Below are 24535 nucleotides of genomic sequence, written 5' to 3'. Positions count from 1 at the left end.
ATGATCGTGACCAACGAAATCCACCAACTTGACGTCGTCGGGCTGTGCAAATATTTGGAAACCCATGTTAAGGGGTTTGCCGGGCCATTGAGCGCAGAAAAATTTTCGGGTGGTCAATCAAATCCTACATATTTGTTGCGGGCAAAGAGCGGCGACTATGTCCTGCGCCGGCAGCCGCCGGGCCAGCTCCTGAAATCGGCTCATGCGGTGGATCGTGAATATCGCGTCATCACCGCTTTGTCATCGACGCAAGTGCCCGTTGCGCATGCCCATCATCTCTGCACTGATACGAGCGTAATCGGCAGCATGTTCTACATCATGGATTACCTGGATGGGCGCATCTTTTGGGATCCATCGCTGCCCGAACTCGACATTGATCAGCGCAGACCCGCTTACGATGCATTGATCGCGGCCCTGGCATCACTGCATGACGTCGATGTCGATCGGGTCGGCTTGAGTGATTATGGCCGCGCGGGGAATTATTTCGAGCGGCAAATCGGCACATGGACGAAGCAATATCGTGCTTCTGAAACCGAGCGACTGGAATGCATGGAAGCCTTGATTGATTGGCTGCCGAAGCATTGCCCGGCGGAAGACGGTAGACCGGCGCTGGTTCATGGCGACTTCCGCTTCGACAACCTCATTTTCCACCCCAAAGACCTGCGCGTCTTGGCCATTCTGGACTGGGAACTTTCCACACTGGGTAATCCCCTGGCGGATCTCGCATATTTCTGCATGTGCCTGCGTTTACCGGTGGATGCTTACGTCACCGGGTTGGGCAGCAAGAATCGGGGTGCTCTTGGTGTACCCGAAGAAGCTGAAATAGTCCGGCGTTACTGTGAGTTGCGTGGCATCACAAGAATAGAGAACTGGAATTTCTATATTGCATTTAGCTTTTTCCGCCTTGCTGCCATCGCTCAAGGGGTAAAAAAGCGTGCCATCGACGGCAATGCGTCCAGCCTGCATGCGCAAAAAGTCGGAGAGATGGTGGTACCGCTCACCGAAATGGGCCTTGCCGCAGCGAACGAAAAGGAAACGCCGGTTGGTTCAACAATTGCGCGGAATATGGAAAGGAGTATGTCATGACGACCAAACTATTCGACCTGGAAGGCAAAATCGCCTTGGTGTCGGGGGCAAGTCGCGGCATCGGCGAAGAGATCGCCAAGCTGCTGGCGGAACAAGGCGCGCATGTGATCGTTTCCAGCCGAAAAGCAGAAGACTGCCAAAGAGTAGCCGACGCTATCCGTGATGCGGGTGGATGCGCGAGTGTGCTTGCCTGCAATGTCGGCAAGATGGAAGACATCGCTGCTGCATTTGAACAGATTGAAAAGCTCCACGGCCGCCTCGACATCCTGATCAACAACGCCGCGGCCAACCCCTATTACGGGCATGTGCTGGATACGGATCTTGTTGCTTTTACCAAGACCGTCGAAGTCAACATTCGCGGTTACTTCTTCATGTCGGTAGAGGCAGGCAAGATAATGAAGAAGCAGGGCAAGGGGGCGATCGTCAATGTCGCCTCGGTGAATGCTTTGCGCCCCGGGGAGAATCAAGGCATCTATTCGATTACCAAGGCGGCGATCGTCAATATGACCAAGGCCTTCGCCCGAGAATGCGGCTCGCTGGGAATCCGCGTCAATGCCTTGCTCCCCGGGCTGACCAAAACCAAGTTTTCGACCGCGCTATTTAATGACGAAAAGCTCTATGGCGAATGGATCTCCAACATTCCCTTGCGCCGTCACGCTGAACCGCGCGAGATGGCTGGCGCCGTGCTTTACCTGGCATCTGACGCCGCCAGCTTTACCAACGGCGACTGCATCGTCGTCGACGGCGGCATGACGCTTTAGGAAGTCGCGGCGGGATTTCAACGAATTAAGGAAGAAAGAAACATCATGGATTTTGCCTACTCGTCCAAAGTAGAAGAACTTCGGAAGCGCGTGCGCAGCTTTATGGACTCATATATTGTGCCGCGCCAGAGCCAATGGCTTGAGGAAGTGCATCGCGGCCAGTTTCCGGTGTCCTTCATGGCGGATCTGAAGGCGCTGGCCAAGTCGGAAGGCCTGTGGAACATGTTCCTGCCCAGCCTGCACGCTAACGAACCGGGTACCGGCCTGACCAACTTGGAGTACGCGCCTCTGGCCGAGATTATGGGGCGTGTGAGCTGGGCGTCCGAAGTCTTCAACTGCAATGCCCCGGACACCGGCAACATGGAACTTCTGCACATGTTCGGCACCCCGGAGCAGCAGAAGACTTGGCTGCGGCCACTGCTTGATGGCGAAATTCGTTCGGCTTTCGCAATGACAGAGCCTGACGTAGCATCCTCGGACGCCACCAACATCACCACTTTGATCCGGCGGGAGGGCGATGAATATGTCATCAATGGCCGCAAATGGTTCATCACCAACGCCGCTCATCCGCACTGCCGTATTTTCATCGTCATGGGTAAGACTGACCCGGAAGCCGAGCGGCACAAGCAACAGAGCATGATCCTGGTCCCTCGAGACACGCCGGGTTTGGAAGTTGTACGCAATATCAATATCGTGAACCACCATTCGCCGGAAGGCCACTGCGAGGTAGTCTTCCGTAATGTGCGCGTGCCGGTATCCAATCTGCTCGGTGAGGAAGGCAGTGGCTTCGCCTTGGCCCAGGCGCGTCTCGGTCCTGGGCGTATTCACCACTGCATGCGATCCATCGGTGCTGCCGAGCTTGCTCTGGAAATGATGATTGACCGAAGCCTGGAGCGACGCGCGTTCGGAAAGTATCTACATCAGCATGGTTCGATCGGCGAGTGGATTGCGAGATCGAGGATCGAGATCGATCAGGCGCGCTTGCTGGTGTTGAAGACTGCCTGGATGATCGATCAGTTTGGCGCCAAGCATGCGCATAAAGAGATTTCCATGATCAAGGCCCTGGTCCCTGGGCTTTATACGGCGGTATGCGATCGTGCCATGCAGGTATTCGGGGCCATGGGTATCAGTCCCGATACGCCGCTGGCTGACATGTGGACCTGGGGCCGCGCTTTGCGCTTCGCTGACGGCCCGGATGAAGTGCATCTACAAAATATCGCCCGCATTGAAATCAAGAAAGGACAGGAAAATCTGGGCGCTACTGCACCCTATTTGACAACGCCAGAGCGCTGCTGACACACACGCCCAGTCGCTCGAGATCAGGCGATCAAGTGGATTCTCGCCGGAGCAAGATAATGGTCAACGTCATACCGATTCATATGGCTCCTTCCGCGGCAATGCAGAGCGCGGTAAGCGTGCATAACAATCTTGTTCGCGACGGCTGGATAAGGCAGATGCTGATCTGCGAACCGCGTTTGTCGGAACTGGTCGATACCTACAAAAAGCTGGGTTACGAGGTCCGGGTCGAGGACTACGTCGCCGCGGATGGTGACGGCAACGCGCCTGATACTGCGGGCGGCGATAGCGGACAGCAGGTGCGTGCCTTGTACGTCCGCAAGATCAAGGCATCTGAAGGCGACGATAAATCACTTTGAACCGGCAACAAGAATGATCGGCAGGATGCGTGGGCGATCTGGCCGGCGGTGTGGCGGCCGCGCGTGAAACGGGTGGCGATCAAGACGGAGGCACTGCGGGCCTCCTTGCACTGCATCGCATGCGCAGCCAGTTGGTGACGTTTCGCACCGCTCAGATCCACTGCCTGCGCGGCCTGCTCACCGACTAAGGCGAAGTGATGCCGCAGGGTATCCACTTGCTTCTGCACGTCCCAAATTACTAGGGCCTGTTCACACTTGGGCGACGTGTGCGAACGAGGCGAATCTGGTGCAGGGCAAGGCGCGAGGAGAGCGATTTGGTGGTTCCAAATAAACGACGAGCAACGCCACCATGTGCCAGATTCGCCCGTTCCCTTCGGGTTGCGGCGAAATGCGGCGTCTGCGGCGTTGTCGAGCTTGCCAAGGGGGCCGGCCATTGGCTGCGCCCTCCGCCTTGCATCCATCCGCATTTCGCCAGCAACGCATCGCGCCGACCAAGTGTGAACAGGCCCTAATACATCTCCCGTCCGAGACCGAACATCAATCCGCCGATAAATCCGATCTGATGCGTCCGGCGATGTGCTGGATGTCAGTTCAGCGTATCGGCATGTTATCTTGCGGTCTGATCGACATAAAACATGATGCATCCGATGCAGAGGCATGCACGACGCGGGAGAGAAGCGCACGATGAATCCTGGAGCAACGGATCCGCAACTGATCCTGAAGGCAACGCCACCACGGCTTTCTAAGACTCTGTTGTTGCGTCCCCGGCTGAGCAGCAGCGTCCCGCAGTTGGCCGACAAATCCCTGGTCGTCATTCAGGCGCCGGCAGGTTTCGGCAAGACGTCGCTGCTGTCGCAATGGCGCCGGGAGGCACTCAGAAGAGGCGCTGTGGCCGCATGGCTGACTCTTGACGAGCGGGATGATGTGACGCGCCTGGCCCTGGGACTTGCGTTGGCGATCCGGATGGCCAGCGGCCGTGCCAGTTTTGGAAAATCATATGCCCACGTGACCAGCTCCTCGGAAGGGGGGCTGGAGGCCTTGACCAGCTTGCTGGCCGAAGTGGCCCACATGGCTGTCGAGGTCGAAATCATCCTTGACGACGTGCATACGCTGCCCAAGCCGACACTTGAAACCTGCCTGACCTATCTATTCCATAATGCACCCGCCAACCTGAAACTGTTTCTCGGGTCGCGCAAGCAACTTGCGATGCCGGTTGAGGAACTGCTGACCCATGGGCAGGTCGCATTTCTCGACGCAGATGCGCTGAGGTTTACCCGCGCTGAAACCATTTCCATCGTCACTTCCCGTTTTGGTTCGCGCGCCGATTCGGATATCTGCGTACGCATGCATGACTTGACGGAAGGCTGGCCTCTTGGGCTGCAACTGGTGATCGCAACCATTGAGAAGAGTCCGAGCCTGGGTGATGCGATCACGGGATTTTCGGTTCGGAGCGGGGACATCCAGCGTTACTTCGTCGAGTGCCTGGTTAACCGCTTGCCCTCGTCGCTGGTTCAATTCCTCGTTCAGGTTTCTTGCGTCGATGCCTTGCATCCAGAGTTGTGCCAGGCGATCACTGGGCGCAAGGATTCTGCCGAGCTGTTGCAGCGGTTGCAGGATACGACGCCCATCTTTCTTAGCGGCATCGACAGTGATTGGTCGCGCATTCATTCGCTGGCACGGAAGTTTCTGCGGGACCGTTTTGCGGCGCTGCCGAGCGAAGACCGGCGCACGGCACATGAGCGGGCGGCACGCTGGCTGGCGGAGCGTAGCATGTTCGAGGCGGCAGCCCGTCAGGCATTGCAGGCGGGCCAGGATCAACTGGCTTACGAATTCGTCGCCCATTGCCTCTACGACTTGGTCACCGCCGGACAGGTTGCCAGGGTTACGGAATGGATCGAACGCCTGCCCGCGGCCGAGATCGAGAAGCATCCCCGACTGCGGCTGGCGGTAGCGTGGACTTTGGCCATGAGCGAGCAGCATGGCAAGGCAGCAAGACTCGTTGAACCGCTAATTGACGACCCGACGACCGATCCGGACGAACGCCGCGAGAGCGCCGAAATCTGTGCCGCAGCCGCATTCTTCGCCGACGACTTCGATGGTCTGGACCGTAACGTGACGCCGTGGGTCAGTTCGTTTCCGACCCAGCCGGCCATGCTGCGCGCCGTTGGCATCAACCAATTGGCGATGCTTGATCTTTACCATGGTATGCCTGAGAAGGCGCGCTATCACTATCAGCAGCTGTCGCCGGTCGAGGTAATGAGGGTGGGGGAATACACCCGCGGCTGGATGGACTGGGTGGTCAGCATCAGCTATCTGTGGCAGGGCCAGGTGGTTCTTGCCGACGAAGTTCTGCAACCGGCGCTGGCGCGCGCCGAGGAGCAATGCGGGCGTCGCAGTCCGATCGCGGTCGTGCTCGCCTCGGCCCTGGCGATGGTTCTTTGGGAACGGGACTTGACTGGGGACCTGACGGCACTGCTGGCCAATCGGCTTGACGTACTCGAACGCCATGCGGCACCTGATGCCATCGCCATGGGTTATGTCTGCGCCGCGCGCAATGCATCCAAGGGCGCGCTGGAGCGGCGTGCCTTCGATCTGCTCGAAAACCTTTATGCGCTGGGTGAGGCGCGCGGCTTGTCGCGCTTGTGTGTAGTCAGTCTGGCCGAACAGATCCGCATGCAGGCCTTGCGTTCTCACGGCGACACCTGCTCGGCGCTGATCGCGCGATTGAACCGATTCACGACGCCCAAGGAATACAAGCGCTGGGGGCTGCTCGGGCCCCTTGTAAAGCTGCAGGCCGGCATTGCCCGGGCCTACGAGGCGGTGGCATTGCAAGACTGGGAACGCGTGCTCGTCGAACTTAAAGTGTGCAAGCCGATTGCGGAACAGCTGCGACGAATCCGGGATGGCGTGCAGATCAGCCTGTTGCAGGCATTGGCGCTGAAGCGTTGCGGCGAGGACGGCAGGGCCCAATTCAGCGAAGCCATCAGCATGGCGAATTCGCTGGGCCTTGAGCGGATACTCGTCGATACGCATCCGGACTTGATCGACTGGATGCAACGTGTTCAGGGAGGAAACGGTGTCTCGGGCCGGCTGGAGGCAGCCCGGGTTGCAGCAATCGATTCGGCGGTGCGACCTTTGCCGCGCGCCAGAGTTTCCGCGAGTGCGCTGCTCACATCCAAGGAGAGCGAGGTATTGCAGTTACTGGCCGGCAACCTTTCCAACAAGCAGATTGCGCTGGCACTGAATGTCGGCGACGAGACCGTCAAGTGGCACCTGAAAAATTTGTTCAGCAAACTCGACGCCGGAAACCGCAAGCATCTGCTCGACCGGGCACGCCTGCTTGGCGTTCTCGATACGGTGAGTTGATGTATTGCGGTCATGACCTGCCAGCCAAGGCCACCCCGACATGGGTAGGGTACCTCTGTCGCATTTTCCAACCTGCTTTGTCTGATCCATTTCCTGCCCTAAGCTCGGTGTTCATTGCGGGTCGCGGCGAAACGCTCGAACCAGGCAAGGCTCTCCGGATTTGCCATGGTGTCAGGGTTCGCCACTTCCTTGAGTGATTTTCCGAGCAGCAGCTTCTTGATTGGCAGTTCCATCTTCTTGCCCGAGAGTGTCCGTGGAATTGCCGGGACGGCAAAGATGTCGTTGGGTACATGGCGGGCGGAAAGCGCGTCGCGAATACGGTTGCGCAGCGTGTCACGCAAGGCTTTGCTCAGCGTTTCGCCGGGACGCAGGACGACGAATAGCGGCATGTAGGATTCCTTGCCGAGGTATTCGAGGTCGACGACCAGGCTGTCGAGCACCTCGGGCAGGTCTTCAACGGCGCGATAGAGTTCGCTGGTGCCCATTCGGATGCCGTGGCGGTTGATGGTCGCATCCGAGCGGCCGTAGATGATGGCGCCACCACGTTCGGTGATGCGCACCCAGTCGCCGTGGCGCCAGATACCGGGATAGGTGTCGAAGTAGCTGTCCTTGTAGCGCAGGTTGCCCTTGTCGTTCCAGAAGTACAGCGGCATGGAGGGCATCGGCGCGCAGCAGACCAGTTCGCCGACCTCGTCGATCAGCGGCTTGCCGGATTCGTCGAAAGCCTCGATCTTGGCGCCGAGGCAGCGGCATTGCATCTCGCCGACGTACATCGGCAGCGTCGGCACGCCGCCGACGAAGGCGCTGACGAGATCGGTGCCACCCGAGATCGGGTTGATCCACAAATCGCCGCGCACATGGTCGAGCAGCCAGCGGTAGTTTTCCGACGACAGCGGCGAGCCGGTGGAGCCGAGGCCGCGCAGGCGCGCGAGGTTCGCGACCCGCGCCGGCTCGATGGCGGCCTTCTGGCAGGAGGCGTAAAAGGCTGCGCCAGCGCCGAAGAAGTCGACCTGCTTCTCGCCGACAAAGCGCCACAGCGCGTTGAGGTCCGGGGTGCCGGGATTGCCGTCGAACAGGCATATGGTGCAGCCGGCGAGCAGGCCGCCGACCTGGAAGTTCCACATCATCCAGCCCGTGGTCGAGTACCAGTGGTAGCGGTCGCCGGGACCGAGGTCGAGGTGGAAGGTGATCGACTTGAGGTGCTCGATGACGACGCCGCCCTGCGAATGCACGATGGGCTTGGGCAGGCCGGTGGTGCCGGATGAATAGACCACCCACAGTGGATGATTGAAGGGCACGTGAGTGACCCGCAGCGGCGTGTTGCCGGCGATGGCGTCGGCCCAGAGCGTCGCCTTCCGGAAGCCCGTCGTGCCGGCAGCCGGGTCGAGCGTGGGCAGCAGGATCAGGTATTCGACCGTCGGCAGTTCGCCGAGCAGTTCGGCGACCAGCGTGCGGCGGTCGTGCGCCTTGCCGCCGTAGCGGTAGCCGTCGACGGCGATCATCGCCTTCGGTGCGATCTGGCGGAAGCGGTCGAGGACAGCAACGCGGCCCATGTCCGGCGAGCAGACCGACCAGATGGCGCCGATGCTGGCGATGGCCAGGAAGGCGACCACCGCCTCGGGAATGTTGGGCATGAAGGCGACGACGCGGTCGCCCGTCGTGATGCTTTGCGCGCGCAGGGTCGCAGCCAGGGCGGCGACCTGACGCTGCAGTTCTACCCAGGACACCTCGCGGTCTTCGCCGGCCTCGTTGCGAAAGACGATGGCCGGATGTTCGCCGCTGGCGTGGCGGAAGACCTGCTCGACATAGTTCAGCTGCACGCCGGGGAACCATTCGGCGCCAGGCATCTGCGCATTGCCGAGAACGCGCCCGCGCGGTGTGGTCGAGCGTATGTCGAAGTAGTCCCAGACGGCGCCCCAGAAGGCCTCCAGGTCGCTGACCGACCATTGCCAGAGAGCGTCGTAGTCGTTGAGCTGCAGGCCGCGCTCGCTGGCCAGCCAGCGTTGGAAGGCGGTGATGCGCGCGGAGTCGATCCGTTGGGGAGAGGGAATCCAATCGGGAGTGGTATCGGTCATGTCTGTTCTCTGGAGGATGAGTCGGAGGAATGTCGGATCAGTGAGGGGCAAGCACCAGCGACTTACGGGCGGCATCGAGCAGAACGGCTGCCGAAACGGCGCCGGAAACGGGAAAACGGCGATTGATGACGTAGAAAGGCACGCCATTGACGGCATGGCGGGCCGTGCCGGTAGTGAGGAAATCCTGGCCGGCGCGGCCGTTATAACAGTCGGCGACAGTGTCGGCATCGAGACCATATTCGCTGCCGATGCGGGTGAGCACCTCGAGGCTACCGATATCCTGACCCTCGAGGAAATAGGCAACGAACAAGCGGTCGATCAATGCGTCGAGCGGTAGCTGGCGCGCGGCCGCGGCGGCGATCAGGCGGTGGCCCGGCAGCGTGCTGGGCATCATCCGGATGCGGTCAAACTGGATGGCCAGGCCGGCATTACGGGCGGTCGCCTGCACCTGTGCCCGGCGGGCGGCGATGGCCTCGCGGCTGCCCAGGCGGCGCAGATAGAACTCGTCGTAGGGGACGCCGCCATTCGGGATGTCCGGCAGCAGGGGCACGGAATGCCAGAGAATCTCGGCGTCGATGCCCGGTTCAAGGCTGCGGAGCTCGGCCAGCGCCGCATGCAGATTGCGTGAGCCGATCAGGCACCAGGGACAGATCAGGTCGAAATAAACCTCGACGGTCAGTTGCGCGTTCATGCAGGCGCGGTAACGGCGTGACGGATCGCTTGCCTTTCCCAGAGCAGGCTGATGGTGCCGGCGGCAGTCAGGCAGGCCACGCCAAGGGCAAGATGGGCCAGCGAATCACAGAGCAGGGGCACGAGCAGTCCGGCGACCAGCGCGCTGGTTCCGTGCTGCAGAAACATCTGGCAGGATGAGGCAACGCCTGCCCGGTTGCCCATCGGCTCCAGGCCAAGGCCGAGCAGCAGCGGTACGGCGATGTACATGCCGATCGCATAGACGAACAGCGGCAGGAAATGAATCAGCCCGGGCGGCAGGGCCATGGCCAGGCCGACGTTGAGCAGGGTACCGACGCCGAGGATGCCGTAGGCCAGCATCAGGGTGCCTTCGGGCCCATGGCGGCCAGCGATGCGTGCGAACAGCCAGAAACCGAACACCATGCCCAGCGCCAGCGGACCGAAGACGAGGTAGATGTGGGTCGCGTCCAGTCCGAGATGGCGCATCACCAAAACCGGTGCGGCAACGACGTAGGCGACCATGCTCACCCAGTTGGCGACGTGCGCGGCGGTGAGGCGCATGAACGAGGCAGAGCCGAGAACGCCCAGATAGCTGCGAACCAGCGCCATGGGGCGCAAGGGCTGGCGCCGTGCGCCGGACAGGGTTTCCGGTAGCCAGCGCCAGTAGATGACGATAATCACCAGGCAGATGCCGGCGAAGGTCAGGAACAGGGCACGCCAGCCCCAGGCGACGGTGATCGAGGCTCCAAGAATTGGCACCAGGACAAAGGCGATGGTCTGGAGCAGGGAGATGCGACTGAGCAGGTGCTGTACTGCCAGGCCGTCGTGCCGGTCGCGCACGATGGCGCGGCTGACGACCATGCCCGCGGCCGCAGCCATGCCTTGAATGGCGCGCAATATCCAGAGCTGGCGAATGTCGCTGCAGTAGGCGCTGGCCAGCGCGGCCAGCATCAGAACCAGCAGGGCGCCGATGATGACCCGCCGCCGCCCCCAGGCATCTGCCAGCGCTCCATGCCAGAGCGACATCAGGGCACAGGTGAGGAAGAACAGGGAGACAACCTGCTGCGTCTCCCAAGGCGAAGCCGACAGGTTGCTGCCAATCTGCGGCAGGGCGGGCAGCAGCATGTCCGAACCGAACGAATTCAGCAGACCCATTACGGACAGGAGCAGCACGAGCACCATGGACCCCGGAGGGTTTGAGGTCATGTTGGCAAGATTCCGATCCGCGTCATATCAGCAGTTCGCGAACCAGCTCCTCGCCGCGCGGCCATTCGCCATAGCCGGCCGCCGGATTGAGGTGTCCGACGGCGCCGACGTTGACCAGGCGGCTGCCCCAGTCTCGCGCCATCCGCTCGATGCGCTCGTACTTGCCGAGCGGGTCGTTGGTGCTGGCGGCGGCGATGCTCGGGAAGGGTAGCGGCTTGCGTGGTATCGGCAGCCAGCCGTGTTCCGCAAGCGTCTCCGCCTGCGGGTAGCCTTGGGGCATAGGGTTTTCGAGATCGGCTGGCGCGGCGAGCAGGGCACCGTGAATGGGGCGTGAATATTTCTGCGCCCAATGCACGGTGATCATCACGCCTGCGCTGTGGGCGACGAGTACGACGGGGCCGTCAATGCTGCTCAATGCGGCTTGCAGTGCTTCAACGCGGGCATCCCGGGAGAGCTTGTCGGCTTCCAGCGGCGGCACGATGCGGGACCCCGGCACCTTGCGCGCAAACAGAGTCTGCCAGTGGTCTTCGACATGGTCGCGCAAACCGGGAACGAACAGCAGGGCCGGAGTGAAGTATTGTTTTGTCATTGTAGCGATTTTTCATCGAGCGGCTTGCGTCCGCTTGCGCAACAGGTCAGCGTCATAGTGGCGCCAGGCCATGGTCAGGGCCACGGTGGAGACGATGCACGCCAGCGGCATCCACTGGAACGCCACGTCGAGGCCTAGCTTGTCTGACAGCAGGCCGGTGACGAAGGGTCCGGGGAAGAGGCCGAGCAGGTTATTGATCAGCGTCAGGACCGCCATCGAGGTCGAGTGCATCGCCATCGGCGTCAGGTTGGCGACGACGGCCGTCGTGGGACCCCAGGTGCCCGAACTGACAAAGATGCCGAAGCCCAGCAACACCAGTTGCGCCGGGCCGGGCGGCAGGCGGAAGGCGAGCGCCAGGAGGAAGAACGACAGGATGGAATAGACGATGCAGGCGAGCAGTTTGCGGCTCGGATGGTTGCGTGCCAGGCGATCGGCGATATTGCCGCAGATGCCCATGCCCAGCCCGGACATGAGGATGAAACCCGCTGCCATTATCGCCGCCTTTTCGGTCGGCAAATGGTAGTAGCGACCGAAGTAGGTGGGGGTCCACACGATCAGCGCACCGGTGATGAACAACTGCGCACCGCTGCCGAGGTAGGTGTAAAGCACTGACGGGGTCTTGAACAGCGCGGCGACGAGGTCGCGCCGGTTCAGCCCGCCCAGCTCGGCCCGACGCGAAGTGGTTGTCTGCCCGAGCTTGGCTTCGCGCACGAAGGTCATGTACAGGCCGACCAGGATGAAGCCGAACACCGCAATTAAGTCGAAGGCGCCCCGCCAGCCCAGCGCCGCCGCCAGCTTGCCGCCGATGGCGAGGCCGATCACGGCCCCCAGCAACGCTGCGCCGCCGTATATTCCGCTGAGCGTGGAGCGCCAGTGCACAGGGAAAACGCTGAAGATCACCGCCAGCCCGACGCTGCCATAGGCGGCTTCGCCGAGGCCGATTACCGTACGCGCCATCAGCATTTCGCCGTAGCCCTGGGCCATGCCCGACGCCAGGGTCGCCAGCGACCACAGTGCGGCCATGAGGACGATGCTGCGCACGCGGCCGAGTCGGTCGGCGAGGAAGGACAGCGGTACGGTGAGGATGCCGACCATCAGCGGCACGATGCCGCCAAGCAGGCCGAGCTGCTTGTCACTGAGCGACCATTCCGCCTTGAGCAGCGGAAAGACGACATTGATTACCTGGCGCGACATGTAGTCGGACAGCAGCAGGCCGATGGTTAGGGCGAACACCAGCCAAGCGAACGCGCGCGAAGTTTCTGCGATTTTGCCGATCGGCTCTTGTGCCTGCGCGACGGATAGTTTAGTCAATGTGACCTCCTGGAAACTGGGCGGAAGATGCCGCCCGCATGCTTCATTGTTGCTCGTCTTACGTCGCACGGGCCAGCTGCGTGAAACCCTTCTGCCCCGGCTTGCGGTTAGGTGCAAAGCCGTTCATCGCCAGCGTTTCGTCGGCATCCTTGTAGAACGTGCCGATCTTGTAGATTTCGCGCGCTTCCTTGCCATTGGCCACATCGCGGCCGAACTCACGGGAGAGCCGCACCAGTTGCTCGATCTGCTCGACTGAACCCATCTTGCGATCGCGACGTTGCGTCCAGATATTGTCCTCGATCCCGCAGCGTACATGCAGGCCCATGGCGATGGCCATGATGTTGAGCGGCAGCACATTTAGCATCGAGGTCTCAAGTGTCAACACCGAGCCATCTGGGCAGGCACGAACAAAATTCGCCAGGTTGTAGACATTTGGCGCCTCGAAACCACCGCCAATCGCCACCCAGGTCACTATCAGGGGCACGTTGCAGACATTGCGACGCATCATGCGCTCCACGGTTTCCAGTTGCGCAATGTTGGCCAATTGGAAATGGGTCTGGATCTTGTTATTCGACAGACGCCTGATGTGCTCCTCCACCCACTCCGGACCGGCGGGGATAGTCATCTCGCGGTAGGCGCGGTAGTTGTCCGGATCGGCCAGCGAGGTGCCGGCAATGTCGGCGGCGCACATCTGTTCGACCACGTTCATCTGGTTGCTGTTGATGGCAATCGTGACCTGGTCAGGTGCCGGTTTCAGTTCGGCGAGCATGTGGCGCGTGTCGTCCGACAGCCACTTGGCGACATCGCCTTCATTCTCCGGAGCGAAGGAAATGGAGCCGCCGACTTGCAGGATCAAGTCCGGCACGCGGGCCCGGATTCCGGCCAGCAATTCGTTGAACTTGGACAAGCGCTTGGAGCCTTTGCCGTCCAGTTCACGGACATGGGCATGCAATACCGTGGCACCGGCGTTATAGCAATCGACGGCCTTCTGGATCTGGGCTTCCATGCTTACGGCAATATCCTCGGGAAAGTCCGCCGGCATCCACTCAGGGCCATAGGGGGCGGCGGTGATGACAAGCTTCTGCTGGTTTTCGGGGAACAGGGAACCATCCGTGAAATTCATTTTCTTGCTCCTATCTATCGATATCTTGCGGGGTTGTAAAAATAATCTATTGACATGTGCACATCAGAACGGCTTGTCGCCGATGATTGCGGCGCGTTCCATCTTGCGGTGGCAGGGCGGGTAGTCCATTACGGCGTAGTGCGTGGTAGCGCGGTTGTCCCAGATCGCCACGCTGTATGGCTGCCAGCGCCAGCGCACCTGGTACTCGGGGATTTCCGACTGGCCGATCAGGTATTGCAGAAGATCCTGTCCAACACGGTTGTAGTCCTGGCCGTAGCGCACCCGATCTCTGGTGTGGTAGTTGACGAAATGCGTGGTGAAGGCATTGACAAACAGGATCTTCTCTTTCGTTTCGGGGTGAGTGCGCACCACCGGGTGCTCCGCATCGGGATGTTTCGCCCGCATCGCCAAGCGCTGTTCCTGGGGCATCGCCGCGGCGAACGAACTGTTGAAGCTATGGTTGGCCCACAGGTCGGCGATTTCCGCCTTTACATCGGCGGGTAGCTTCTCGTAGGCCAAGGCCATGTTGGCCCACATCGTGTCGCCCCCGACCGGCGGGCACTCAATGCAGCGCAGCACGCACCCCATCGCGGGGGTGTCACGCCATGTTCCATCACAATGCCAGGCATTTTCGTAGCGATCGATCGGGCTGTCCGGGTTCTTGTAGATCTGGACCAGGCCCGGAGCATCGGGATGCGAAGGTGCCATCGGGTGATCCTCGAGTTGGCCGAGACGCCGGGCGAAGGCCATGTGGTCCTTGCGCGACAGACGATCCAGGTTCTGGTCGCGCAGGAACAGCACCTTGTACTTCAGCAATGCCGCGTAGATTTCATTGAACAGATCGTCGTTGCGAACGGCGTCGCCAAGATTGACATCGAGCAGTTCGGCGCCAATGGCGCAGGTCATTTGTGCGATGCGCATTTTTTCTCCTGATGAATTCAAATGACGAAAATGGATGAACCGGTGGTCTTGCGCGATTCCAGATCGCGGTGCGCTTGTGCCGCATCCTTGAGTTTGTAGCGCTGATTGATGTCGATACGGATGCGGCCTGCGGCAACATGGCCGAAGACCTCGGCAGCGAGTTCGGCCTTTTCTGCCGGATCGGCGATGTAATCGGCGAGGGCCGGGCGAGTCAGGTAGAGCGATCCCTTGATGGCCAGCAATTGCGGATCGAACGGCGGTATGCCGCCGGAGGCCGTGCCGACGCAGACCATCAGGCCGCGCCGCCTGAGCGAATCGAGCGAGCTCATGAAGGTGCTCTTGCCGACGCTGTCGAACACCACCGACACTCCCGTGCCGCCGGTGAGTTCGCGCGCTCGCTTCGCGACGTCCTCGTGGCTGTAGTTGATGACGTGGTCACAACCGTGGGCACGTGCAATCTCAGCCTTTTCTTCGGTCGACACCGTGCCGATCACCGTGAGGCCGAGCAGCTTGGCCCATTGCGACACGATCAGCCCGACACCGCCCGCGGCAGCATGAAGGAGAATGCTGTCGCCCGCCTTGAAATCGTATATGCGCCGCATCAGGTAGGCCGAAGTCAGGCCGCGCATGGTCATCGCTGCCGCGACTTCGCAGCTGATCCCGGCAGGCAGCTTGATCAGCGGCGCCGACGAAATCAGGCGCGAGGTGGAATAGGCACCCAAGGTGTTGAGAAAGCCGGTATAGCTCACGTGATCGCCGATGGCGACGTTATCGACTCCCGCGCCGACAGCCTCGACAATTCCCGCCGCCTCGACGCCCATCCCCGAAGGCAGCGGCACGGGGTAAATGCCGCTGCGGAAATAGGTATCGGCGAAGTTAAGGCCGACGGCGAGGTGGCGCAGCCGAACCTGTCCGGGACCGGGATCGCCAACCTCGACATCCTCCATTCGCAGGACGTCAGGGCCGCCGGTTTCATGAAAACGAATTGCTTTTGCCACGTTGCTCTCCTTGGTGGGTCCTGAGTCCAGGATCGTGCTGGTAATTCCTGATGGACTCCTTATTTGCCGTCAGGTGATGGCACCAGGGCGACGATGCGGGAATACAGTTGCCGGAAGTTCGCATCAGCAGTGCCGCTGAATCGAGGATCGCCATTTTTCGAAAACGCCTCGTTCAGTTCGTTCCAGTCGTTGTCGGTTAACTCGCGTTGCGCGGCCGGCAGGATCACTCCTTCCTCGCGGCCCATGTGTTCCCACATGAAGTGCGCATAACGATTCACGGCGGCGTCGAGTTCGGCGACGCCAAGCTTGCCGGCGCAATAGCTTTCCACCGATTCCGCCAGTGCGTCGGCCAGTTCGCGGTCGCGCTCGTGCTGGCGCTCCAGTTCGTCCAGTTCGGCATCGAATTCGTTGGTTCGTTCGCGCAGCCGGGCAAACAGGTATTCCGTCTCCTTGGGGTGGTGCAGGGCGACTGGGAATGCCTTGATGTAGTGCACCATTTCTCGCAAAAGCTGGTGATCAAGTGGCGCGCCACCGGCGGCGATACTGGTGCTGCCGAGATGCAGCCACGCACGCAGGACCTCTGCCAGCAAACGATGCTCGTTGCGAATGATGCCGATAGCCAGTGTCTGTATCGGCAAGTTCCTGGTTGATGACACCAGCACGGGTATTTCGGAATTCATCAGGACCTGCAGGGTTTGTGAACCCAACGTCATCCCCATGTTGCTGCGGAGCCCGTGCGAAGCCATGAAGATGAGATCGCAATTAGCCTCGCCGGCAGCGTCAATGATCGCCTGGTAGAGACTGTCGCTGACCGAGCTGGCAACGGCACAGGCAACGCCCTGTGCCTGCGCCGCCGCCTCGGCCTTGGTCAGCAGTTCGCCGGCCTGCTCTTGAAAATTGTAGCCGGCGTTCTCGGAGGCGTTGATGAGGAATGAGGAGGAACGATTTATCTGTGCGTGGAAGAAGGTAATGCGCGCCCCCAGTGCGCGGGCTAACTCGACAGCATTGCCAACGGTTACGGTTGACAAATCCGTTTCGTCAATTGGCACTAACAGGTGACGGTACATGGCGACCCCTTTTTCTACGGCGACCGGCTTGCAGGACTCTTGTCCTGAATAGCTGTCTGCCGACATTGCGTGTGTCGCATCCTAGGCCTTCAAACACTGTCTTGCCCCCCCTATGAAATGGGGGGGGAGGGGGGAGGCGAATGTCGTGTCTATAATGCTGAATGCGAAGAGGAGGTACGATCGACAGTCCGGTCCTGCGAAGCGGGCAGAGCGGCCCTCGCGACAAAGCAACGGCAATGCTGGCCACCGCTTGCCAACAATTTTGAGAGGCGTGTTGAATGAGTACCGTGCCCCGCGCGGCTGACAATTCGATCCCGGAACTCCTGCTGAAGACCATGCCGCCGCGTTCTCCGCGCCATCTGCTGGTGCGGCCGCGGCTCGGACTGGATGACGAACAGTTCCGCGACCAGGCCTTGACCATCGTTCAGGCGCCTGCGGGATTCGGCAAGACCTCTCTGCTGGCCCAGTGGCGCCGCGAACATCTGGCCCGCGGTGCCGCGGTTGCCTGGATTTCCGCCGACGGTAGCGAAGATCCGATGCGATTCATGTTGAGCCTGATCCTGGCCGTGCGCAGTGGCTGCGGCCGGTCGAACTTTGGACGCGGGTTGTCTGACGGAGCGATTTCATCACTTGGTGAACTCGATGGAATCACTGCCTGGCTGGCAGAAATAGCTCAAACGGCGCTCCAATTGGTTCTTGTGGTTGACGAGGCTGAACGGCTGGCGCCCGCCCGTTTCGAGGGCCTTTCTTACCTGATACACAATGCGCCAGCGAATTTGCGCCTGGTGGTCGCGGCACGCGGTGGTCTCGATCCAATCTTTGCAGACTTAGCGGCCTACGGTCATTGCTCCGTGGTAGGACCTGAACAATTGCGGTTTCGTTCCGAAGAGACCCTGAGCCTGGTCCGTGGCCGTTTTGGCAACCGCGTCGATGCGGACACATGTGCGCGCCTGCACGAGATTACCGAGGGTTGGCCGCTGGGGTTACAGATAGCGCTGACAGCCATGGAACGCGTTGCCGATCCGCGCCTTGCGGTCGATGCGATGTTCGCCCGCGGTCGTGGGCAGCGTGAGCAACTGGTGGCGGGACTGCTGGCAGGGTTTTCCGCGGATGAGTCGGATTTTCTCGTTCGCGTTGCGGTCGCCGATCTGATCCATCCGGATCTCTGCGTTGCGCTGACCGGGCGCACCGACGCGGCTGAGATGCTGGCGCGTCTGGTGCGCGATACGCCGATCTTTGTCGTCGGTGATGACGGCGAATGGGTGCGCCTGCACAATCTGGCGCGGGATGCGTTGCGAGCGCGTTTCGACCGATTGCCGGAGGCGGAGCGCAAAGAACTGCACAGCCGCGCCATGCACTGGATGACGGCGCACGGAATGATCGAGCATGCCGCACGTCATGCCCATGCCGCCGGGCAGCGCGAGGCGGCCTGCCAGTTGGCGGAGCAGGGGCTCTATGACGCCGTGCTGAGTGGACAGCAGGCAGCGGTGTTCGAGTGGCTCGACATCCTGACACCGGATGAGTTGAGCCGTTTTCCGCGCCTGCGGCTTGCGGCGGCCTGGGCCCTTGCACTCAGCGAACGGCACGAGGAAGCCGGCCGACTGGTCGCCGACATCCAGGAAAACCCCGATGTCGATCCGGATCTCCGCTATGAATGTGCGCTGATCCTGAGCGGTGCAGCCTACTACGGCGACCTGCCAGATCGTTGCGTGGAAGTCTTCGCGCCCTGGATCGACGCGGCGCCACCGAAGCACCCGCGCCTTCGCCAGATGCATGCCAATCGCTTGTCGTTCCTTGCGCTGCTGGCAGGAGATCCTGGCCAGGCCCGGCGCTACTACCAGCAAGCCTTATCGCGTAAGGATGTCGATCCCACTCAGGCTTATGCCGCACGGGTGGGCGAATTCGCGATCGGGCTCAGCTATGTTTGGGAGGGACAGATCAAGATCGCCGAAGACTTTCTGCGTCCGGTACTGGCGCGTACGGACATGGAACTCGGGCGGCGGCATCCGCTTTCAAGCATGTTGTCAGCATTACTCGCGGCAGCGGTTTACGAGCGCGACGAGCTTGACGAAGCGGTCACCCTGCTGGCCAACCGCCTGGATGTGCTGGAGCGCGTCGGTACGCCGGAAACCGCACTGCTGGGTTATCGGACAGCGGCCCGAATCGCGGCGGCACAAGGAATGGAACATCGTGCGCTCGACTTGCTGGAAGCCCTGCATGCAATTGGGGTATCGCGCAGCCTGCCACGACTGTGCATCGTTAGTTTCGCTGAACAGGCGCGACTGCATGCTGGCCGTTTTCGGGCCGAGACCTGCCGGATGCTAGTCGAGCGGATGGATAAAACCATCGCCATGCCGTCGGTCGCCGAAAAGCCGTTGCTGTTTCGCGCGATGGAACACCCGCGGCTTATGGCGCATGCCTGGGCGGCAATTGCCGCGCAAGACTGGGGCCGGGCCGGCGATTTGCTGGCGCAGGCGGCGCAACCAGTGGAGGCAATGAGGCTTGGGCGGGCTCGTATCGAGATCATGGGCCTGCGCGCCATCGCCCTCAAGCGCACATATGGGGAGGGTGACGAGATGTTGCGCGAGGCATGGAATCTGGCGCGGACATACGGCCTGATGCGGACCTTGGTCGATGCCCACCCCTTGCTGGGGGACGCGGCGCAGCGCATTGCCGAGGAAGATCCCCGAAGCCGTATGGCCGGTGTGCTGACAACGGCCCGCGCCATTCGGCCGGGCGGCCTCGGCGCTAAAGTACCCCATGCCGTGCCAAGCATGGTGCTGACCCCCAAGGAACGCGAAGTGCTCGAATTGTTGGCGCGCAACATGTCCAACAAGGAAGTCGCGCTAGCGCTTGATGTTGGCGAGGAAACCGTGAAATGGCATGTGAAGAACCTGTTCGGCAAGCTTGATGCGGGGACCCGCAAGCACGCGGTTCGCCGCGCGCAGATGCTCGGCCTGCTCGAAGGCAGCGAATAGAACTCTCGTATACCCCCCTCGATGTTAGGGGGGAGAACCGTGGGCAGTCTGCGTAAGCTTCCATTCCAATGGCGCATTGGTTGATACCGGACAATGCGGGTAACCCGGCGCCGTGCCGCCAAACCAGGAAAAATGGAGTCACGAATGCATGACAACCTGATTGTTCCGACGCAGTCCGCCTATACCTATCCGCTGCTGATCAAGCAGCTTCTGAGCAATGCCCTGAGCCTCTACGGCGAGCAGGAGATTGTCTATCGCGGGGAACGTCGCTACAGCTACAAGGAATTCCGTCGTCGTATCGGGCAGCTGGCGTCGGCACTGGCCGGTATCGGTATCCGTCATGGCAGCACCGTTGCCGTGATGGACTGGGACAGCCATCGTTATCTGGAGAGTTATTTTGCGATCCCGATGATGGGCGCGACGCTGTTCACTGTTAATGTCCGCCTCTCGCCGCAGCAGATTCTCTATACCCTTAACGACGCCGAGGCCGAAGTTGTGCTGGTGCATGCCGACTTCATCCCGTTGCTGGAGCAGATCAAGGACCAGCTCAGTTCCGTGCGCCAGGTCATTGTCCTCGCTGACGATCAGGCAGTTGCCGCCAACACCCTGCCGCTGGCCGGCGAATACGAGGAACTGGTCGGGAACGCTTCGCCCGATTTCGAGTTCAAGGATTTCGACGAGAACACCAAGGCCGCCACCTTCTACACCACGGGGACAACCGGCGATCCCAAGGGCGTCTGCTACAGCCATCGCCAGATCGTGCTGCATGCGCTGGTGGTGTCGACCAGCCTGTGCTCGCCGCGGGAGGGGCAGCGCCTGCACCGCGAGGATGTTTATATGCCGATCACGCCGATGTTCCACGTCATAGCCTGGGGCATTCCCTACATCGCAGTGATGCTGGGTCTCAAGACCGTGCTGCCCGGACGTTATCAGGCCGACCTGCTGCTGCGCCTTAAACAGCGCGAAAAGGTCAGCTTTTCCCATTGCGTGCCGACCATCCTGCAGATGCTGCTGCATGGCGCCTATGCTAAAGGCATTGACCTGTCGGGCTGGAAGATCATCATCGGAGGCTCGGCACTGTCGCCCGCCTTATGCAAAACGGCACGCTATTCGGGGATCGATGTCTTTGCGGGCTACGGCATGTCAGAGACCGGCCCGATTGCCTCGCTCGCCCAGTTCCCGCCTGGCTACGTTCCGATGGATACAGATGATGACGTAAAAAAACGCTGCATGACCGGGCGGCCGATACCGCTGACGGACTTCCGGATCGTCGACGCGCAGATGCGGGATGTGCCGCGCGACGGCAAGACCCGTGGCGAAATCGTGCTGCGCGCGCCTTACCTGACCCAGCTTTATTTCAAAAAGCCGGAAGCTTCCGAAGAACTATGGGCAGGTGGCTACCTGCATACGCAGGATGTCGCAGTGGTGTTTCCCGATGGCTACGTGCAGATCGTTGACCGCACCAAGGACGTGATCAAGACCGGTGGCGAGTGGGTTTCCTCGATCGAGGTGGAAGCCCTGATCGACGAAGTCCCCGGAGTGCAGGAAAGCGCTGTAATCGGGGTCAGGGATGAGACCTGGGGCGAACGGCCGCAGGCCTATGTGGTGGCAAAACCCGGGGCCGCCCTTGCCGCCGAAGACATCCGCCGGCAGTTGCTGCACTACGTCGAGGCTGGGCGAATCAGCAAGTTCGCGGTGCCCGAGGCCGATCGCATTCGCTTCGTCGCGGAAATCCCCAAGACCAGCGTCGGCAAGATCGACAAGAAGCTGCTGCGCGAACAAGAAGCCTAGGAAACACAATTCTGGCAGGCGCTGATTTCCCACGGCAAACCGTCGCAGCGCCAGCCATTGACATTGCCGCGTTGCTGGTTGTTGCCGAGATCACCCTCGAAGCCGTGCAGCACCGTGAAGACGCGTGAAAAACCGCAGGCCTCAAGAGCCTTGCCGGCATCCACCGAGCGGTCGCCAGTGCGGCAAATCAGTACCACTGGTTGGTCGAGGGTATTGCCGGCAAGTCTGATTACCTCGTCGACAAAATGCGGATTGATTTCCCAGCCCGGACCGTCGTTCCAGGAGATGTGATGCGCACCTGTGGGGTGACCGACAAAGCGGAACTCCATCTCGCTGCGGCAGTCGATGAACAGTGCCTTCGGGTTGGCGTGCAGGAATTGCGCCGTTTCTTTGGGGGTAAGATGTTCCATCTCTGTTCTCTCATTCGATTAACTTTTCACCTGTAGGGCTAGCCTATCATCACAGCCGAGTTCGTGAATTGATTCGATTCAACCCAGCAGCAGGCTGCTGTCGGCGACGGTGGAATCCGCCATCATCACCGTTTCCCCGTATGCAGAGGCACCAGGCAGGACATGGACAAAGTAGAACTCGGCGAGCGCGGCCTGTGCCGCAAAATAGGGATCCCGAGTCTGGTTGTCTTGCGCCGCCGCCAATAGCGCTGCGCGCCCCCATTGCCAAGCCCCGCAGACAATGCCGGCAAGGTGCATGAAGGGTACGGCGACCGACAGGGCGGCTGCCATATCGGATTTGCCCAAGGACAGGAGGTGCTGGCTGGCGCTGTCGAGCAATGCTACCTGCTCCCGCAGGCGTATACCCAGGGCGATCAGCCGGTCATTATTCGAGTCGAACAGGCGGGTCACATCGGTGGACATCTCCTGGATCAGGAGGCCGAAGGCTGCTCCTCCATCACGCATGAGTTTCCTGCCGATCAGGTCGTTGGCCTGGATTCCCGTGGTGCCTTCGTAGATTGGCACAATACGGGCATCGCGGAAGTACTGGGCGGCGCCGGTTTCCTCGATGAAGCCCATGCCCCCGTGAACCTGCACGCCGAGGCTGGTCACTTCGCAGCCGACTTCCGAACTCCAGCCCTTGACCACCGGCATCAGCAAATCGACGAAGCCATTGCTGCGGGATTTCACTTCGGGGTCGGGGTGGGCATGTGCATAATCGAATTGGGTTGCCACCCAATAGGCGATGAAGCGTGCCGCCTGGTTGAGTACCTTCATGCGCAGCAGCATGCGGGAAACGTCCGGGTGGCGGATGATGGGGACATGATTTTCGCCACTGACGGTGTCACGCCCCTGAATCCGTTCCCGGGCGTATGCAAACGCCTTCTGGTAGGCGCCTTCGCCCTGGGCGATGCCTTGCAGGCCGACGTTGAAGCGGGCCTCGTTCATCATCACGAACATGTACTCAAGTCCGCGATTGGTTTGCCCGACCAGATCGCCGACCGCGCCGCCGGCATCGCCGAATGACATCACGCAAGTCGGGCTGGCATGAATGCCCAGCTTGTGTTCTATGGAAATGCATTTCACATCATTACGCTCGCCTAGGGATCCGTCCTTGTTCACCATAACCTTGGGCACAACAAACAGGGATATCCCTTTCACGCCGGCGGGAGCATCCGGCAAGCGGGCCAGCACCAGATGAATGATGTTTTCGGTGAGATCGTGTTCGCCGTAGGTGATGAATATCTTCTGACCAAAGATGCGGTAGCTGCCATCCGCTTGAGGTTCTGCCCGGGTGCGCACCGCCGCCAGATCAGAACCGGCGTTTGGCTCGGTGAGGTTCATGGTGCCGCCCCAGATGCCGGCGATCATCTTGGGCAAATAGCGCTTTTTCAATTCGTCGGAGGCGTTGCAGAACAGCGCCTCGGCGGCACCGTAGGCGAGCATGGGCATTAACGAAAATGCCATGTTGGCGCTTTGCCACATCTCGCCCACCGGCGTGGAAACGGATTTGGGCAAGCCCTGGCCGCCGAAGTCCGGCGTGCTTGCCAACGCCGGCCATCCGGCGTCGCGAAACGCTTCCCAGGCCTCGCGCCACCCTGGGGCAGTGCTCACCCCGGCATCGCTCCACTGGCAGCCTTCGATGTCGCCGATGCGGCGCAACGGGGCCAGTGCATTTCCGGCAAACTTGCCTGCCTCTTCCAATATTGCCGCGACCACATCCGGCTGGGCGTCCTCGAATCCGGGGAGAGAGGGTATTGCCGAGAACCCGGCAACATCCAGAGCGAACTGCATATCCCGAATCGGGGCAACATACTGTGTCATCGTTTTACTCCTGAAAGTTTGGGAGCTTCAAAAATGCCTGCGGCACCCATGGGCGTACCTGTCCATTTGACGCGCCATGCATTTGGAGAGCGTTGCTGGGCAAATCTCACGCCTCGCTGACAGAACAACGACGCAGCCAGATAATTGCAGTGCGACGAATTTGTCAAAATTTACATAATAAGGATTATGGACTCGGCAGCTACCCCCAACGTCGGGGGGGCAATAGAGATTTCAGCGTTTTATGCTCATGCCAGAGAATGGGTTCGCGAACCATCGACCATTCAGGGACAAAAGGCTGAGGGTATGGGTAATACGATTAAGGGTGTCAGCTCATTACTGCCTTTCCTGACACGATTGGCGAGGGGAACCCTTGTCAAGGGGCACCGCAAGTTGCCAGTAGCTTCTCTAGAACTTTACGAAGCTGAATTCTGCCCTCATTGCCGGTACGTACGTGAAGCGCTTACCGAACTGGACCTTGACGCAATGATCCATCCGATCCCCAAGGACGGCAACCACTTCCTGGAGTTAGTCATCGGAATGAACGGAAAAGGACGTGTTCAGATCGTATGGATGCCTCCGCGAGGCATCCATACAAGTGCTTCCATAGATCCGCATGGCGACAGAACCTCTATGAGCTCCGCGTAG

19 protein-coding genes and 1 pseudogene are annotated in these 24535 nt (G+C 60.7%); 9 read left to right on the top strand and 11 right to left on the bottom strand.

The features are described from left to right. From K5E80_RS07790 to K5E80_RS07765, 6 genes and pseudogenes are all read left to right on the top strand, one after another. Complete coding sequence (locus tag K5E80_RS07790; RefSeq protein ID WP_220635618.1) at positions 1–1086, top strand: phosphotransferase; 1086 nt, start codon at positions 1–3, stop codon at positions 1084–1086. Next, positions 1083–1847 (top strand): SDR family oxidoreductase, encoded by a 765-nt coding sequence (locus tag K5E80_RS07785; RefSeq protein WP_220635617.1) that lies wholly within the window; start codon positions 1083–1085, stop codon positions 1845–1847. Before K5E80_RS07790 ends, K5E80_RS07785 begins: the two co-directional genes overlap by 4 nt. 45 nt (positions 1848–1892) lie before the next feature. Then, entirely contained in the window at positions 1893–3143 is a 1251-nt protein-coding gene (locus tag K5E80_RS07780) for an acyl-CoA dehydrogenase family protein (protein ID WP_220635616.1), read from the top strand. Between the two features lie 59 nt (positions 3144–3202). After that, positions 3203–3502 (top strand): hypothetical protein, encoded by a 300-nt coding sequence (locus K5E80_RS07775; protein ID WP_220635615.1) that lies wholly within the window; start codon positions 3203–3205, stop codon positions 3500–3502. 6 nt (positions 3503–3508) lie between these two features. Then, positions 3509–3687, top strand: a pseudogene (locus K5E80_RS07770) (IS110 family transposase); the annotation flags it as partial. Between the two features lie 499 nt (positions 3688–4186). Continuing rightward, positions 4187–6868: a winged helix-turn-helix domain-containing protein gene (locus tag K5E80_RS07765; protein ID WP_220635614.1), complete on the top strand. Its 2682-nt coding sequence runs from the start codon at positions 4187–4189 to the stop codon at positions 6866–6868. Positions 6869–6966: 98 nt separating this feature from the next. Here K5E80_RS07765 and K5E80_RS07760 read toward each other — a convergent pair whose 3' ends face one another. The 9 genes from K5E80_RS07760 to K5E80_RS07720 all read right to left on the bottom strand — a co-directional run bounded on the left by K5E80_RS07760 (position 6967) and on the right by K5E80_RS07720 (position 16914). Further along, the gene (locus K5E80_RS07760) at positions 6967–8943 is read right to left on the bottom strand and encodes an acetoacetate--CoA ligase (protein WP_220635613.1); all 1977 of its coding nucleotides are present in this window, start codon (positions 8941–8943) and stop codon (positions 6967–6969) included. 37 nt (positions 8944–8980) lie between these two features. Next, entirely contained in the window at positions 8981–9634 is a 654-nt protein-coding gene (locus tag K5E80_RS07755; RefSeq protein WP_220635612.1) for a DsbA family oxidoreductase, read from the bottom strand. Beyond that, positions 9631–10839, bottom strand: a complete 1209-nt coding sequence (locus K5E80_RS07750) for a multidrug effflux MFS transporter (protein ID WP_220635611.1) — start codon at positions 10837–10839, stop codon at positions 9631–9633. Before K5E80_RS07750 ends, K5E80_RS07755 begins: the two co-directional genes overlap by 4 nt. Before the next feature lie 22 nt (positions 10840–10861). Next, positions 10862–11428 carry an RBBP9/YdeN family alpha/beta hydrolase gene (locus K5E80_RS07745; protein WP_220635610.1) on the bottom strand — a complete coding sequence of 189 codons (567 nt, stop codon included), beginning with the start codon at positions 11426–11428 and terminating at the stop codon, positions 10862–10864. Positions 11429–11440: 12 nt separating this feature from the next. Next, positions 11441–12739, bottom strand: coding sequence for an MFS transporter (locus tag K5E80_RS07740; protein WP_220635609.1), 1299 nt, complete (start codon positions 12737–12739; stop codon positions 11441–11443). A 58-nt stretch (positions 12740–12797) separates the two neighbouring features. Continuing rightward, positions 12798–13862, bottom strand: coding sequence for a beta-keto acid cleavage family enzyme (locus K5E80_RS07735; RefSeq protein ID WP_220635608.1), 1065 nt, complete (start codon positions 13860–13862; stop codon positions 12798–12800). A 63-nt stretch (positions 13863–13925) separates the two neighbouring features. After that, positions 13926–14783: a TauD/TfdA dioxygenase family protein gene (locus K5E80_RS07730; protein WP_220635607.1), complete on the bottom strand. Its 858-nt coding sequence runs from the start codon at positions 14781–14783 to the stop codon at positions 13926–13928. A 17-nt stretch (positions 14784–14800) separates the two neighbouring features. Then, positions 14801–15781 carry a quinone oxidoreductase family protein gene (locus tag K5E80_RS07725; protein ID WP_220635606.1) on the bottom strand — a complete coding sequence of 327 codons (981 nt, stop codon included), beginning with the start codon at positions 15779–15781 and terminating at the stop codon, positions 14801–14803. 59 nt (positions 15782–15840) lie between these two features. Beyond that, positions 15841–16914, bottom strand: a complete 1074-nt coding sequence (locus K5E80_RS07720; protein WP_220635605.1) for a universal stress protein — start codon at positions 16912–16914, stop codon at positions 15841–15843. Positions 16915–17126: 212 nt separating this feature from the next. Here K5E80_RS07720 and K5E80_RS07715 point away from each other — a divergent pair, with 212 nt between their 5' ends. Together K5E80_RS07715 and K5E80_RS07710 are read left to right on the top strand one after the other, a co-directional pair. Next, the gene (locus K5E80_RS07715; RefSeq protein WP_220635604.1) at positions 17127–19826 is read left to right on the top strand and encodes a winged helix-turn-helix domain-containing protein; all 2700 of its coding nucleotides are present in this window, start codon (positions 17127–17129) and stop codon (positions 19824–19826) included. A 144-nt stretch (positions 19827–19970) separates the two neighbouring features. Continuing rightward, on the top strand, positions 19971–21617 hold the full coding sequence (locus tag K5E80_RS07710; RefSeq protein WP_220635603.1) for a fatty acid--CoA ligase: 1647 nt from the start codon (positions 19971–19973) through the stop codon (positions 21615–21617). Here the strand turns inward: K5E80_RS07710 and K5E80_RS07705 are convergent. Next, entirely contained in the window at positions 21614–22027 is a 414-nt protein-coding gene (locus K5E80_RS07705) for a rhodanese-like domain-containing protein (RefSeq protein WP_220635602.1), read from the bottom strand. The two genes, K5E80_RS07710 and K5E80_RS07705, sit on opposite strands and share 4 nt — an antisense overlap. 78 nt (positions 22028–22105) lie before the next feature. Beyond that, positions 22106–23890, bottom strand: coding sequence for an acyl-CoA dehydrogenase (locus tag K5E80_RS07700; RefSeq protein ID WP_220635601.1), 1785 nt, complete (start codon positions 23888–23890; stop codon positions 22106–22108). 186 nt (positions 23891–24076) lie between these two features. On the opposite strand from K5E80_RS07700, the gene K5E80_RS17175 reads away from it, so the two are divergent. Continuing rightward, positions 24077–24535, top strand: a complete 459-nt coding sequence (locus K5E80_RS17175; protein WP_425514536.1) for a glutathione S-transferase N-terminal domain-containing protein — start codon at positions 24077–24079, stop codon at positions 24533–24535.

The organism is Georgfuchsia toluolica (genome assembly GCF_907163265.1).
Taxonomy (GTDB): Bacteria; Pseudomonadota; Gammaproteobacteria; order Burkholderiales; family Rhodocyclaceae; genus Georgfuchsia; species Georgfuchsia toluolica.
Note: the sequence above shows the minus strand (reverse complement) of the source record. Positions and strands in the feature narration are given on the sequence as shown.

Coding starts and splice junctions, on each gene's coding strand:
- K5E80_RS07790 (WP_220635618.1), top strand. CDS start 1: ATGATCGTGACCAACGAAATCCACCAACTTGACGTCGTCGGGCTGTGC.
- K5E80_RS07785 (WP_220635617.1), top strand. CDS start 1,083: ATGACGACCAAACTATTCGACCTGGAAGGCAAAATCGCCTTGGTGTCG.
- K5E80_RS07780 (WP_220635616.1), top strand. CDS start 1,893: ATGGATTTTGCCTACTCGTCCAAAGTAGAAGAACTTCGGAAGCGCGTG.
- K5E80_RS07775 (WP_220635615.1), top strand. CDS start 3,203: ATGGTCAACGTCATACCGATTCATATGGCTCCTTCCGCGGCAATGCAG.
- K5E80_RS07765 (WP_220635614.1), top strand. CDS start 4,187: ATGAATCCTGGAGCAACGGATCCGCAACTGATCCTGAAGGCAACGCCA.
- K5E80_RS07760 (WP_220635613.1), bottom strand. CDS start 8,943: ATGACCGATACCACTCCCGATTGGATTCCCTCTCCCCAACGGATCGAC.
- K5E80_RS07755 (WP_220635612.1), bottom strand. CDS start 9,634: ATGAACGCGCAACTGACCGTCGAGGTTTATTTCGACCTGATCTGTCCC.
- K5E80_RS07750 (WP_220635611.1), bottom strand. CDS start 10,839: ATGACCTCAAACCCTCCGGGGTCCATGGTGCTCGTGCTGCTCCTGTCC.
- K5E80_RS07745 (WP_220635610.1), bottom strand. CDS start 11,428: ATGACAAAACAATACTTCACTCCGGCCCTGCTGTTCGTTCCCGGTTTG.
- K5E80_RS07735 (WP_220635608.1), bottom strand. CDS start 13,862: ATGAATTTCACGGATGGTTCCCTGTTCCCCGAAAACCAGCAGAAGCTT.
- K5E80_RS07730 (WP_220635607.1), bottom strand. CDS start 14,783: ATGCGCATCGCACAAATGACCTGCGCCATTGGCGCCGAACTGCTCGAT.
- K5E80_RS07720 (WP_220635605.1), bottom strand. CDS start 16,914: ATGTCGGCAGACAGCTATTCAGGACAAGAGTCCTGCAAGCCGGTCGCC.
- K5E80_RS07715 (WP_220635604.1), top strand. CDS start 17,127: ATGAGTACCGTGCCCCGCGCGGCTGACAATTCGATCCCGGAACTCCTG.
- K5E80_RS07710 (WP_220635603.1), top strand. CDS start 19,971: ATGCATGACAACCTGATTGTTCCGACGCAGTCCGCCTATACCTATCCG.
- K5E80_RS07705 (WP_220635602.1), bottom strand. CDS start 22,027: ATGGAACATCTTACCCCCAAAGAAACGGCGCAATTCCTGCACGCCAAC.
- K5E80_RS07700 (WP_220635601.1), bottom strand. CDS start 23,890: ATGACACAGTATGTTGCCCCGATTCGGGATATGCAGTTCGCTCTGGAT.
- K5E80_RS17175 (WP_425514536.1), top strand. CDS start 24,077: ATGGACTCGGCAGCTACCCCCAACGTCGGGGGGGCAATAGAGATTTCA.